Source organism: Saccharothrix sp., assembly GCF_031180885.1.
In the GTDB taxonomy this organism is placed as follows: domain Bacteria; phylum Actinomycetota; class Actinomycetes; order Mycobacteriales; family Pseudonocardiaceae; genus Actinosynnema.
In genome coordinates this window covers 1-12,413 of sequence record NZ_JAPSLK010000101.1, presented here as the reverse complement: position 1 = coordinate 12,413, position 12,413 = coordinate 1, and the positions used below count along the sequence as shown (strand labels likewise).

The window sequence follows — 12,413 nt, the reverse complement described above, 5'->3', positions numbered from 1 at the left end:
CGACATCCGCGACTGGATCAAGGCCTGGAACGAGGACCCCAAGCCCTTCGTCTGGACCAAGGACGCGGACGAGATCCTCGACCGCCTCGCCTCATATCTTGATCGAATTCCCGGCGCAGGACACTAGAAACGGCGCACGTCCAGACACGCGCACGTCTCGAAACGGCGCACGGCTGAACAAGAGCGGGCTCCCCCGGCCCCGAAAACCGGGGGAGCCCGCCGCCTACCACTGGATGGACTCCAGCGAGTCCAGCGGCGGCCGGTCGTCCAGGGACTCGGGCATCGCCAGCGTGTCGGCCGCCTGGAGCGCCTCCGGGAAGGTGAACCCGCACCGGGTCTCGATGTCCCCGAGACGGACCTGGAAGACGCGGAACTCGTCGAGTTCCAGGGCCTCCAGCTGGTTCAGGTTCTGGGTCAGGATGAACGCCCGCGCCTTGAGCACGCCCTGCTCCACGAACGCGATGACCTTCCAGTACTCACGCGGCAGCCGCACGCCGCGGAACACCCGGTCGTCGGGCTGGAACACCGGGCCGCCGTAGACGCTGACGCGGAGGTTGTCCACGTCCACGTCGGCCAGCACCGCGTCCTCCAGCCGGCCCCACAGGCCGCGCTTGGCGCTCTGGTTGAAGTCGTCGATCTGGGGCGTGATGTTGGTGAAGAAGAACGAGTCGACGTTGGCCTGCTCCGCCTCCGCCATCGGACCCCACAGCAGGTCCGCGCGCCGCGCGATGTGGCCGCGGTCGAGGCGGTTGCCCTTGTAGAGGTCGTCGCCGACCTGGAACTCGGGCGGGATTCGGGAGTCGAGGATGAACGGGATCCCGCTGCGGTTCAGCGTCTTCAGCGTCTTGCCGTCGATGTTCCACGCCACCCAGAACGCGAACCGCCGCGACTTGCTCTGCGCCAGCGAGAAGTGCGTGTAGTCCACGACCTCGCTGCCGTTGAGCACGACCGCGTCCGCCTTGGCCGCCGCGCCCAGCACCGGCACGCCGACCGTGACGCCGAGGAAGTCCGGGGCGAAGCCCTTGACCGCGCGGGCCGGCTTCTTCGGCGGCTTGATGGTGACGCCGAGCTTCTCGAACACCGACTGGGGCAGGCACGCCAGCGCGTGCTCGTCGGTGCTGCCCTGGGTCTCGCCGCCGAAGTGCAGGCCCGCCATGGTGCGGGTGACCTTGCCGTTGGCGGCCTTGAACAACCACACCGCGCCGGAGTCGCCCTGCATGCTGATCTCGCCGCCGGGCGCGGGTTTGGCCGGGTCGGGGCCGATCTCGAAGCAGCCGATCTCCTTCTCGCCGACGTCCCCGCCGTAGTTGATCTTCACGAGGGCGTCCACGCGGCGCACGATGCCGTGCGTGACGCCGGTGGTCCGGCCGCTCTTGACGACCTTGTCGCCCAGTTCCGGCTCGCCGATCTTCTCGACGGTGACGCCGAGGTCGACGATGTCGGTGCCGAACCCGCGGTCCTCGATGGAGGCGATGGCGCAGTCGCCGGCCGCGCCCAGGTGCGACCGGACGAGCCGGCCGAGGCGGTTGAGGTCGGTGCGGTTGTCGTCGTGCGGGCCGGGCTGGACGATCGCGTCCCCCAACGCGCCGCTCGGGCCGTGCAGCACGTGCCAGTTCGACAGCACGTAGGGCGTGCCGTCGACGCGGTCGTAGACGATGCAGCCGACGGTCCCGGCGGGCACCGACGGGTGCGCGACGCTGACGCCGGGCACCACCGGGTCGATGCGGGACTTGCGCTCCCCCGACGCCCGTTCCGCGACGACCTGGAAGTTGGCCTTGTAGTCGCGCTGCACGACGTCCGTGGGCACCTCGACGCCGTCCACGACGATGCACTTGGGCAGCATCTGGGTGCCCATGGACTCCAGCGCCGACTCCTCGGCCTTCTCCTTGACGGTGAACTGGATGGCGACCTCGTCGGTCGGCTTGCCGTCCTCGACCTTGTAGCCGATGCCGATCGAGGACACGTTGCCGTCGCGCAGGTAGTCGGCGCCCTTGGTGCGCACGAACTGCCGCAGCGCCGCCATCAGCGCGTCGTTCTTCTTCTTGACCATGAGCGCGACCCCCTGTGTGCGCACGTCGGTGGCCTTGCTGTCGACGTGCTCCTACCGCTTGTTAGCCGCCGGACGGCGCGTTCACCCGTTCAGCCCAGCGCGCGCCGCCGAACGCCTTCGCCCACCACACTGCCGCCCGAACATGACCGTTGGACGAACAGGCGGTGGCGCGAGATCCCAAGCAGGCTAAAGGAGTCCGTGATCACGCGCGTACAGCGCCGCCTGGGTGCGGTCGCGCAGGCCCAAACGGCCCAGCACACGGGAGATGTGGTTCTTCACGGTGCCCTCGGCCAGGTGCAGGCGGCGGCCGATCTCGCGGTTCGTGCGGCCGGCGGCGACCAGTCGCAGCACCTCGATTTCGCGCTCTGTAAGCGAATGCTCACGGGGAGTCCGGGGTGGCTGCAACGCGTTCGCGAGCCGGGTCGCCGCCGCCGGGTCGAACTGGGCGATGCCGTCGTGCGCGAGCCGCACCGCCGCCGCGAGTTCGCGCGCGGGCCGGTCCTTGAGCAGGTACCCGCTCGCGCCGCCGCGCAGTGCCCGCACCACGTAGTCCTCGTCGTCGAACGTCGTCAGCATCACCACCCGGCACGGGACACGTTCGCGCAGCACGGCCAAGGCTTCGATGCCGTCCATCACGGGCATCCGGACGTCCATCAGCACCACATCCGGCGCCAGGGACACCGCCAAGTCCACTGCCTCTTGCCCGTCACCGGCGGTGCCGACAACCGTGATGCCGTCCTGGATGTCCAGCAAAGACGCGATGCTCTCCCGGATCAGCCGCTGGTCGTCCACCACCAGCACGCGCACGTCGGTCACCGCGGAATCCGCACGGTCAGCCGGGTCCCCGCGCCGGGCGCGCTGCGCACGTCGACCGCGCCGCCGACGGCCGCGACCCGTTCCCGCATACCGGACAGCCCGAAACCCTCGTCCGCCACGGAGAACCCCCGCCCGTCGTCGGCCACCACCAACTCCGCCCCAGTCTGTCCACAGTGGACCTTCACGGACACCGAGCGGGCGTCGGCGTGGCGCAGGGCGTTGGTGATGCCCTCCTGCGCCGCCCGGTACACCGCGAGCAGCACGGCCGGGTCGTAGCCGCTCTCGTCGCCCGCGCACTCCACGTCGACCTTGAGCCCCTTGGCCAGCTCCGCCAGCGCCGACGACAGCCGGAACGGTTCGCGCAGCGCCCGCACCGACCGCCGCACGTCCTCCAACGCCCGCCGCGCCGACCCACGGGCGTCGTCCAACGCCTTGTCGGCGGCCTCGGGATCGCGGTCCCGGAACGCCGACGCCTTCTCCAGCAGCACGGACACCGCGGTCAAGTGGTGCCCCAAGCCGTCGTGGACATCGCGCGCCAACCGGTTGCGCTCGGCGGCGGCGGACAACTCGGCCAGCCGCGCCCGCCCGCGCTGCTCCTCCACCGCCACCGCCGCCATGGCCAGCGTCAGCACCAGCCCCACGGCGAACATCAGCAGGTCCGACACCCGCTCGACGTCATGGGTCCAGCCCGGCGCGGTCACGCTGAACGACACCACGACCAGGCCGACGCACCCCAGCCCGAGCACGACCGCCACCACCCGCCCGAACGCGAAGTACGCCCCGAACGGCAGCAGCAACAACAACACCCGCGCCATGCCCGACCCGTCCGCCGCCGCCACGAGCACCACCAGCGCCGCCCGCGCCACCAGGAACGGCACCGGTTTCGCGAACCGCGGCTCGGCCAGGTCCAGCACGACCAGCGCCAGCAGACCGCCGACGAACCAGCCGAACCGGGTCTGGCCCAGCCCGGTCAACCCCGCGTACCCGCCCGCGAGCAGCACCGCGCCGTAGAGCAGGGGCGACAACCACACGACCGGACGCACTCGCGCAGGCTACTTCCGTTCCACCGCCCCGCCGATAGTGCCGATCGGCACCTCTCCCCACGCCCGGTCGCCACCCCTCGCCGCGTCCGGTCGGCACTCACGACCGTGCCGCGCGCGCTCCTAGCGTCGCCGGCCATGGACTTCCTACTGCGTTTCGGCGCCGTCTGCGGCGCGCTGTCCGGTCTGCTGATCGCCGTCCCCGGTGCGCTGGAGGCGTTCACCGGCGAAACCCTCGCGACCAGCCTGGTGCTCGGCGTCTCCCCCGCGATGGCCGCGCCCCTGCTCACCGCGCTGCACCTCAAGCAGCGGCACGCCGCGGGCGGCCTGGCCGTCTCCGGGTACGCGGCGAACATCGTCGGGCTCGGCCTGTTCGGCGCGGCGGCGTTCGCGTTGAACGTCGTGTTGTTCCCGCTCGGCGTGACCCCCGCCGCGCCGACGCGGGTCGTGCTGCTGGCCAGTGCGGCCGTGTTCGCCGTGGGATGCGTGTGGTTCGGGGTCGGCATGGTGCGCGCCCGTGTCCACCCGAGGGTGCCGGTGTGGATCTACCTGATCGCGCTGCCGGTGTTCACGCTCGCCGCGCGCCTGCCGGACACGCCGCTGACCAGCGGGTTGCACGTGCTGGTCGGCGGCGCGCTGGTGTGGCTGGCGGTGTCGGTCTACCCGAACGCGGCCACGTCGTCCTCGGCGACGGCGGCGGCGAACTCCTCCTCGGTCGCGGTGTCGGCGGGCCCGTAGTCCACGACGATCCGCCAGCGGTCGGTCCGGCGGCAGAACACGTGGAAGTGGCCGTAGAACACCTTCAACTCGCCCGCCTTGACGGCGTCGATGCGGAAGATCCCCCGCCCGCTGGCCATGTCGGCGGACGCTAGCGTTGCCCCGAAGAGCCGGGCGACCGGTTCTTACCGGGAATGCAACGTTGTAAATCGTCCGCCGGCCATCTACGCTCTCCGAGTTCCCGACCGCAGGAGGAGGTGCGCGTGGCCACGTTGAAGGACGTCGCCGCGCTCGCGGGCGTGTCGGTGAAGACGGTGTCGAACGTGGTCAACGGGTACGCGTTCGTGAAGCCGGACAACCGCCGCCGGGTCGAGGAGGCGCTGGTTGCCACCGGCTACCGCCCCAACCTGGGCGCCCGCAACCTGCGCCGGGGCCGCACCGGGTCCCTCGCCCTGGTCGTGCCCGAACTGGGCATCCCGTACTTCGCGGAACTGGCGGGCCTGGTGCTGCGGGCCGCCCGCGCGCACGACTGGAACGTCCTGATCCAGCAGACCCTCGGCACCCGCGAAGGCGAGCGCGAGGCCCTGGCCGCCCTCGGCCCGCACGTCGTGGACGGCGCGGTGATCAGCCCGGAAGCGCTGCGCGGAACCGACTTCGCCGGCGTTTCCGGGCCGCTGGTGCTGCTCGGCGAACACCCCTTGGACCTGCCGCTGGACCACGTGGGCATCGACAACGTCGAGGCCGCGCGCACCGCCGTGCGACACCTGCTGGACCTGGGCCGCCGCCGCATCGCCGCCATCGGCGCACACCCCGACCGCGCCACCGCTGCCCAACGCCTGCGCGGCCACCGGGAGGCACTGGCGGATGCCGGTCTGACCGGTCCGGTGGCGTCCGTGGAGCACTACCACCGCCGTGACGGCGCGGCGGCCATGGCGGCCCTGCTGGACTCCCCCGAGCCGCCGGACGCGGTGTTCTGCTTCAACGACCTGCTCGCGGCGGGTGCGCTGCGGGCGGCGGCCGACCGGGGCGTGCGGGTGCCCGGGGACGTGGCCGTGGTCGGGTTCGACGACGACGAGGCGGGCGCGTACGGCTCGCCGTCGCTCACCACGATCGCACCGGACAAGGCCGGCATCGCCCGCGCCGCCGTGGACCTGCTGCGCGAGCGGGTCGACGGCCGTGACCTGCCGCCCCGCCGGGTGCGGACGCCGTTCCGACTTCGGATCAGGGAGAGCACCGTTGGCTGATGTGTGGGTCGCGCCGGGCCGGATCAACCTGATCGGCGAGCACACCGACTACAACGACGGCTTCGTGCTGCCGATCGCCCTGCCGCACGCGGTGCGCGTCACGGCGGTCCGGCGGGACGACGGCGTGTTGCGGGTGCGGTCGCGCCAGCAGGACGGGGTCACCGAGGTGGCGGTGGCCGACCTCGCGCCGGGTGTGGTGACCGGGTGGGCGGCGTACGTGGCGGGCGTGGTGTGGGTGCTGCGCGAGGCCGGGTACGACGTCGGCGGTTTCGACCTGGTGGTGGACGGTGACGTGCCGCTGGGCGCGGGACTGTCGTCGTCGGCGGCCCTGGAGAGCGCCACCGCGCTGGCCGTCGCCGATCTGTCCACTTTGGACATCGACCGGTTCCGGCTGGCCCACTTGGCGCAGCGCGCCGAGAACGACTTCGTGGGCATGCCCTGCGGGATCATGGACCAGTCGGCGTCCCTGCTGGCCCGCGAGGGCCACGCCCTGCTCCTGGACACCCGCACCCTGGACACCGCGCACATCCCGTTCCACGTGGCCGCCGCCGGTCTGACCCTGCTGGTCGTGGACACCCGCGCCGCGCACCGCCTGGTGGACGGCGAGTACGCGGCCCGCCGCGCCGCCTGCCACAAGGCCGCCGAGGTCCTGGGCGTGCCCGCGCTGCGCGACCTGACCGAGGTCCCCACCGACCTGCCGGACGAGCTGCTGCGCCGGGTGCGGCACGTCGTCACGGAGAACCGAAGGGTCCTCGACGTCGTCGACCTGCTGCGCGCCGGGGACTTCCGCGCCATCGGGCCGCTGCTGACCGCGTCCCACGAGTCGCTGCGGGACGACTACGAGGTGACCGTGCCCGAGCTGGACGTGGCCGTGGAGGCGCTGGTGGCGTCGGGTGCGCACGGCGCGCGCATGACCGGCGGCGGCTTCGGCGGCTGCGTGATCGCGCTCGTCGACACGGCGCGAGTCGACGGGTGCATGGCCGCCGTGCGGGAAGCGTTCGCGCGCAACGGTTTCACCGCGCCCGAGTGCTTCACCGCGACCGCCGCTGCGGGAGCCCGAAGGGAACGCTGACGTCGTTCCCTTCGTGGACATCTCACAGACATCTCCCCGTAGTTGTCAAGGAGTGTCATCGCGGGCTTTCCGGGTGTACGCACTTGGGTATGTCCCCACTGACACGGCGAACCCTGATCGCCGGCGGCATCGCCAGTGCCGGCGTCACGGTCCTCGCCCCCTCCTCCGCCAACGCCATCGCCTACCCGTTCACCCTCGGTGTCGCGTCCGGTGAGCCCGCGCCGGACGGCTTCGTGATCTGGACCCGGCTCGCCCCCAGCCCGCTCAACGTCGACGGCCTCGGCGGCATGTCGAGCGCGAACGCGGCCGTGGACTGGCAGGTCGCCACCGACCAGCGGTTCACCCAGGTGGTCCGCTCCGGCACGTTCACCGCCACCCAGGCGTGGGCGCACAGCGTGCACGTCGAGGTGACCGGGCTGGCAGCCGGTCGCGAGTACTTCTACCGGTTCCGCGCGCTGGGCTACATCTCGCCGGTGGGCCGCGCCGTCACCGCGCCCGCCGTCGGCACCTCGCCCGCGCTGACCATGCTGTTCACCTCGTGCTCGCACTACGAGGCGGGCTACTTCACCGCCTACCGCCGGATGGCCGAGGAGAACCCGCACCTCATCCTGCACCTGGGCGACTACATCTACGAGGGCGCGGCGTCCACCACGAACGTCCGCAAGCACGCGCCCACCGTGGAGATCGACGACCTCGCCGACTACCGCGTGCGGCACGCGCAGTACAAGGGCGACGTCGACCTCCAAGCCGCGCACGCCGCCGCGCCCTGGCTGGTCGTGTGGGACGACCACGAAGTAGAGAACAACTACGCCAACCTGATCCGCAACGACTCCTCGCCGGCCGGTGACTTCCGGGCGCGGCGGGCGGCGGCGTACAAGGCGTACTACGAGCACATGCCGCTGCGCGCCGCACAGGCGCCGGTGGCGGAGAACATGCAGTTGTACCGGCGGGTCCGGTGGGGCAGCCTGGCCACGTTCCACATGCTCGACACCCGCCAGTACCGCGACGACCAGGCGTGCGGCGACGGCACGAAGGTGTGCCCGGACGCCGACGACCCGACCCGCACGCTGACCGGCGCCGCGCAGGAGACGTGGCTGCTCGACGGGATGCGGCAGAAGCTGGGCACCTGGGACTTCCTGGGCCAGCAGGTGTTCTTCGCGCAGAAGCTCGCCTCCGCCGACGGCGCGAAGTCCATGGACTCGTGGGACGGCTACACCGCCAACCGGGACCGGTTGCAGCGCGGGTGGGACTCCGCCGGGCTGCGCAACACGGTGGTGCTGACCGGAGACGTGCACCGGTCGTGGGCGAGCAACCTGATGTCGAACTACAACACCCAGGACAAGATCATCGGCACCGAGCTGGTGACCACGTCCGTCACGTCGGGCGGTGACGGCAACGCGGCGGACAACGCCCTGTCCAGCCTCAACCCGCACGTGAAGTTCTACAAGAACCTGCGCGGGTACGTCCGCACCGTCACCACGTCCACGCAGATGGCAGTGGACTTCCGCTGCGTGGACCGGGTGACCGCGCGCGACTACCCGGTCAAGACCGTCAAGAGCTACGTCGTCCAAGCGGGCAACCCCGGATTGCAGGCGCCATGAAGAAGATCCTCGCTCTGACCGCTGCCCTGATGCTGACGGTGACCGGCACCGCGTCCGCCGCCGTCACGTGGTCGACCGCGAACAGCACCGCCACCGGCGACCAGGACAACGCCGCCGTCTCGGCCGTGCGCAACGGCTGGACCGCCGTGGTGTGGGAGGACGACCGCGACTCCACCACGCCCACCGACCCGGTCCACAGCGATGTGTGGATCAGGCTCTTCAAGGATGGCGTGTCCCGCTACGAGAAGAAGCTGTCCGCCGGCGGCACCGGGAACTGGCGGCACGTGCAGCCGGACGTGGCGCTGCACGACGACGGCAGCGCGGTCGTGGTGTGGGCGGAGGACCCGGACGGCAACGGGTTCTACAACATCGCCGTGCGGGTGGTGCGGGTTGACGGCACCATCGCCGGTTCGGCCACAGCCAACGCGTCGTCGGACGGCCAGCAGCTCAACCCGGCCGTGGCCGCCGACCCGGACACCGCCGGGTTCGCCGTGGTGTGGGAGGACAAGCAGTCCACCGCAAACCCGACCGTGCGCGTGTCGGGCTTCGCGTCGGTGACGTCCAAGACGTTCGAGGCGCAGGTGCACAACGCCGGCGGCACCCACCAGCGGCCCGACGTGGCGATGGGCGCGGCGGGCAACGCCGTCGTCGTGTGGGAGGAGGACGGCGACGGCAACGGTTTCTTCAACGTGGGCCGCAAGATCCTGACCCCGACCGGTGGCGTGAAGCTGGCCCAGGGCGTGGCGAACGCGTCCGGCGGGGGTCAGCAGCGCAAGCCGGTGGTGGCGGCCAACTTCAACGGCGACTTCGCGGTGGCCTGGGAAACCGACCACACCGGCACGGCCCAGGTCGCGACCCGTTCGTTCCTGACCTCGGGCACCGCTTCGTCCACTGTGGACACGTTGCTGGCGGGCGCCGATCCGCAGGTGGGCATCGACGACCAGCGCGGCGTCGTGGTCACGTCCGTGGTGGCCTCCGACGTGTGGACCCAGGGCCTCAACCCCGACGGCACCACCGACGGCCGCCTCCCCCGCCAGTCCACCAACCAGACCGTGACCGGCCGCCAGGACGAACCCTCCCTGGGCGTCGACGCGTGGGGCCTGATCACCATCGCCTACACCGACGACAACGACGGCAACGGCTTCGACCAGGTCTACCTGGGCACCGGCTGGCAGAACAGCACCTGGTGACCTTCGTCCGCGGCGCGTTCCACCACGGGAGCGCGCCGCGGACTCCGCAAAAGCAGGCATCGCCTTGGGGAGGGCCGGCTAGAGTTGCGGAGTGGAACCCGTGGAGCGGCAGGTCAGGTTCGGCACGGCGCGACTGACACCGGCCCCCTACCGCCCGACCGCCTGGATGCTGACGGTCGACGGCGCCCTCCAGTCCTACGTCGACCTGGCCGACCCGACCTACCTGTACATGGCGTACTCCAAGTGGTTCGCCGGGGTGCTCGACCGGCACTGGCCGGCCGGGGAGCCGGTGTCGGCCGTCCAGGTCGGCGGCGGCGGCTTCACGGTCGCCCGCTACCTGGCCGCGACCCGCCCGGGGTCACCACAGACCGTCTACGACCTGGACGGCCCGCTGGTCGACCTCGTCCGCTCGCACCTGGACCTCGACGCGATCAACGACCTGGTCGTCCACGTCCAGGACGGGCAGCAGGGCGTCGAAGGCACCCCGGACTCCGCTGCGGACCTGGTCGTCGTGGACGTCTTCCACGGGGGCACCCCGGTCATCCACCTCGCCGGCGTCGAGTTCCTGCGCGAGATCGCCCGGGTCCTGCGCCCCGACGGCCTCTACCTGGCCAACATGTGGTCGGCCGCGGACATGCACCTGGCACTGCGGGCCGTGGCGTCGCTCACCGAGGTCTTCCCGAACGTCCTGCTCCTGGCCGAAGCCGGCCTGCTGCTGGGTGAGCGCGGCGGCAACGTCGTCCTGGCCGCGTCCGACCGCGAACTGCCGCACCAGGCCCTCACCGCGTGGGGCGAGGCCCCCGGCAACCGCGTCTTCTGCCTCTCCCCCGCCCAACTCGCGGCCATCCGCGGTGAGGCTCCGCCGCTGACCGCCGAGAACCCGGCGGATGCCGTCGCCCCCGTGCCCCGCTGGTTGCGCTGACCGTTACTGGGCGCGGAACTCCTTGGCCAAGCGCTTGGGCGCCTTGCACAGCCAAGCCTCGGTGATCAACTCGGCCAACTCATCCACCGGGATGCGCTCCAACCGCACCAGGACCGCCGGATACCCGTCCAGGTGCGGGATCGTGAAGTAGACGTCCGGGTCGTCCGCGACCAAGGCCTCCTTCACACCCAAGTCGGGCACGCTCACGCCCAGGATCGGCCCGTCCGGAGCGGACGCGCCCAGGCCCTCGTGGTCGCGTTTGCGGAGTGGACGGTCCCAGACGAACAGCTTGTCCTTCACCCGCCACGCGGGCAGACCGTCGTACGAGGGGCGTTCGGTCGTCTCCGGCAGCGCCAGGGCGATCCGGCGCACGTCCTCCCAAGTGGCCATGCGCGCACCCTAACCCCGCCCCGAAAAATGATCGTTGGCAAGACCAACGACCATCCGCTATCGTTGGCTTCACCAACATTGGACAGACCAACGGAGCACCCGGTGATCGAGCCCTTCAAGCTGGACGTCCCGCAAGCCGACCTCGACGACCTCATGGACCGCCTCGCCCGCACCCGCTGGCCCGACGAGCTGCCCGACGCCGGCACCGACTTCGGCATCCCCCTCGCCCGCGTCCAGGCGCTGGTCGAGCGCTGGAAGTCCTTCGACTGGCGGGCCGTCGAGGCCAAGCTCAACGCGCACCCCCAGTTCACCACCACCATCGACGGCCAGAACGTGCACTTCCTGCACATCCGCTCCGACCGCGACGACGCCCTCCCGCTGCTGATCACCCACGGGTGGCCCAGCTCGGTCCTGGACTTCCTCGACGTCATCGAGCCGCTACGTCGCGACTTCCACCTGGTCATCCCGTCCATCCCGGGCTTCGGCCCATCCGGACCGACCCGCGAGCGCGGCTGGAGCATGCAACGCGTCGGCCGCGCCTGGGCGGAACTGATGGACCGGCTCGGCTACGACCGCTACGGCACGCAGGGCGGCGACTTCGGCTCGGGCATCTCCCAGGCGGTCGCGGTCGCCGCGCCGGACAAGGTCGTCGGCGTGCACGTCAACTACCTGCCCACACCCCCGCCCGCGGACACCGAGGGCCTGTCCGCGACCGACCTCGAACGCGTGGAGGCGATCAAGCGGTTCCTCGCCCAACGCCCCGGCTACCAGGTCATGCACATGACCAAGCCCCAGGTCGTGGCCTACGGCATCACCGACTCCCCGGTGGGCCTGCTCGGATGGGTCGCGGACAAGTTCGACGAGTGGCTGGACCCGCGCTCGAACGTGTCCGACGACCGCCTGCTGGAGGTGGTGACCCTCTACTGGCTCACCGGCACCACCGGCTCCGCGCTGCGCATCGCGAAGGAGACGCCCCCCGGCGTCCCGCGCTGCCCGGCACCGCTCGGCGTGGCGGTGTTCCCCGAGGACATCATCCTGGCCGTGCGCGGAGTCATCGAACGCCAACAGGACGTCCGCCGCTGGACCGAGTTCGACCGAGGCGGCCACTTCCCCGCCATCGAAGTGCCGAACCTGCTCGCCGAGGACATCCGCGCGTTCTTCGCCGACCTCCGCTAGCCACAAGTCACCAACCTCGGCAGCCACCGGCCAGTCCCCCTCACCCACCGGCCAGTCCGCCGTGGCGAGCGGGCAGTCCGCCCGAGCGGACACACCTCAACTTGGGCTTCTTGCTTGTGTCATCCCCGTATGGCCCGCCCGAAGGGCTACCACATTTTTGGTCGGGTGCAGCCGAAAATTTTGTGAGGAACGAGC

Annotated in this window: 12 protein-coding genes; 7 read left to right on the top strand and 5 right to left on the bottom strand. The window is 71.2% G+C overall.

Going from position 1 to position 12,413, the window contains the following annotated elements; translation table 11 throughout:
- Positions 1-223 precede the first annotated feature (223 nt).
- The 3 genes from RIN75_RS43070 to RIN75_RS43060 all read right to left on the bottom strand — a co-directional run bounded on the left by RIN75_RS43070 (position 224) and on the right by RIN75_RS43060 (position 3,909).
- The gene (locus RIN75_RS43070; RefSeq protein ID WP_309117890.1) at positions 224-2,074 is read right to left on the bottom strand and encodes a DNA/RNA non-specific endonuclease; all 1,851 of its coding nucleotides are present in this window, start codon (positions 2,072-2,074) and stop codon (positions 224-226) included.
- A gap of 162 nt (positions 2,075-2,236) precedes the next feature.
- Positions 2,237-2,866 carry a response regulator transcription factor gene (locus RIN75_RS43065; RefSeq protein ID WP_309117889.1) on the bottom strand — a complete coding sequence of 210 codons (630 nt, stop codon included), beginning with the start codon at positions 2,864-2,866 and terminating at the stop codon, positions 2,237-2,239.
- On the bottom strand, positions 2,863-3,909 hold the full coding sequence (locus RIN75_RS43060; RefSeq protein WP_309117888.1) for a sensor histidine kinase: 1,047 nt from the start codon (positions 3,907-3,909) through the stop codon (positions 2,863-2,865). The genes RIN75_RS43065 and RIN75_RS43060 overlap by 4 nt, the downstream gene beginning before the upstream one ends.
- 135 nt (positions 3,910-4,044) lie before the next feature.
- Here RIN75_RS43060 and RIN75_RS43055 point away from each other — a divergent pair, with 135 nt between their 5' ends.
- Positions 4,045-4,644, top strand: coding sequence for a hypothetical protein (locus RIN75_RS43055; RefSeq protein WP_309117887.1), 600 nt, complete (start codon positions 4,045-4,047; stop codon positions 4,642-4,644).
- Here the strand turns inward: RIN75_RS43055 and RIN75_RS43050 are convergent.
- A complete protein-coding gene (locus RIN75_RS43050) occupies positions 4,566-4,763 on the bottom strand; it encodes a hypothetical protein (RefSeq protein ID WP_309117886.1) in 198 nt (65 codons plus the stop codon). The two genes, RIN75_RS43055 and RIN75_RS43050, sit on opposite strands and share 79 nt — an antisense overlap.
- 123 nt (positions 4,764-4,886) lie before the next feature.
- On the opposite strand from RIN75_RS43050, the gene RIN75_RS43045 reads away from it, so the two are divergent.
- The 5 genes from RIN75_RS43045 (at position 4,887) to RIN75_RS43025 (ending at position 10,652) form a co-directional block, all read left to right on the top strand.
- Entirely contained in the window at positions 4,887-5,867 is a 981-nt protein-coding gene (locus RIN75_RS43045; protein ID WP_309117885.1) for a LacI family DNA-binding transcriptional regulator, read from the top strand.
- A gap of 1 nt (position 5,868) precedes the next feature.
- Entirely contained in the window at positions 5,869-6,939 is a 1,071-nt protein-coding gene (gene galK / locus RIN75_RS43040; protein ID WP_375296104.1) for a galactokinase, read from the top strand.
- Positions 6,940-7,028: 89 nt separating this feature from the next.
- A complete protein-coding gene (locus RIN75_RS43035; protein ID WP_309117883.1) occupies positions 7,029-8,540 on the top strand; it encodes an alkaline phosphatase D family protein in 1,512 nt (503 codons plus the stop codon).
- Complete coding sequence (locus tag RIN75_RS43030) at positions 8,537-9,730, top strand: hypothetical protein (RefSeq protein ID WP_309117882.1); 1,194 nt, start codon at positions 8,537-8,539, stop codon at positions 9,728-9,730. Before RIN75_RS43035 ends, RIN75_RS43030 begins: the two co-directional genes overlap by 4 nt.
- Positions 9,731-9,821: 91 nt before the next feature.
- Positions 9,822-10,652, top strand: coding sequence for a fused MFS/spermidine synthase (locus RIN75_RS43025; protein WP_309117881.1), 831 nt, complete (start codon positions 9,822-9,824; stop codon positions 10,650-10,652).
- Between the two features lie 3 nt (positions 10,653-10,655).
- Here the strand turns inward: RIN75_RS43025 and RIN75_RS43020 are convergent, their stop codons facing one another.
- Positions 10,656-11,042, bottom strand: coding sequence for an MmcQ/YjbR family DNA-binding protein (locus RIN75_RS43020; RefSeq protein ID WP_309117880.1), 387 nt, complete (start codon positions 11,040-11,042; stop codon positions 10,656-10,658).
- A 102-nt stretch (positions 11,043-11,144) separates the two neighbouring features.
- Between RIN75_RS43020 and RIN75_RS43015 the strand changes: the two genes are divergently transcribed.
- Positions 11,145-12,218 (top strand): epoxide hydrolase, encoded by a 1,074-nt coding sequence (locus tag RIN75_RS43015; protein ID WP_309117879.1) that lies wholly within the window; start codon positions 11,145-11,147, stop codon positions 12,216-12,218.
- The last annotated feature ends 195 nt before the right edge of the window (positions 12,219-12,413 follow it).

Excerpts from the sequence above, each read along its gene's own strand:
- RIN75_RS43050 (WP_309117886.1), bottom strand. The coding sequence starts at position 4,763 with ATGGCCAGCGGGCGGGGGATCTTCCGCATCGACGCCGTCAAGGCGGGC.
- RIN75_RS43035 (WP_309117883.1), top strand. The coding sequence starts at position 7,029 with ATGTCCCCACTGACACGGCGAACCCTGATCGCCGGCGGCATCGCCAGT.
- RIN75_RS43030 (WP_309117882.1), top strand. The coding sequence starts at position 8,537 with ATGAAGAAGATCCTCGCTCTGACCGCTGCCCTGATGCTGACGGTGACC.
- RIN75_RS43020 (WP_309117880.1), bottom strand. The coding sequence starts at position 11,042 with ATGGCCACTTGGGAGGACGTGCGCCGGATCGCCCTGGCGCTGCCGGAG.
- RIN75_RS43055 (WP_309117887.1), top strand. The coding sequence starts at position 4,045 with ATGGACTTCCTACTGCGTTTCGGCGCCGTCTGCGGCGCGCTGTCCGGT.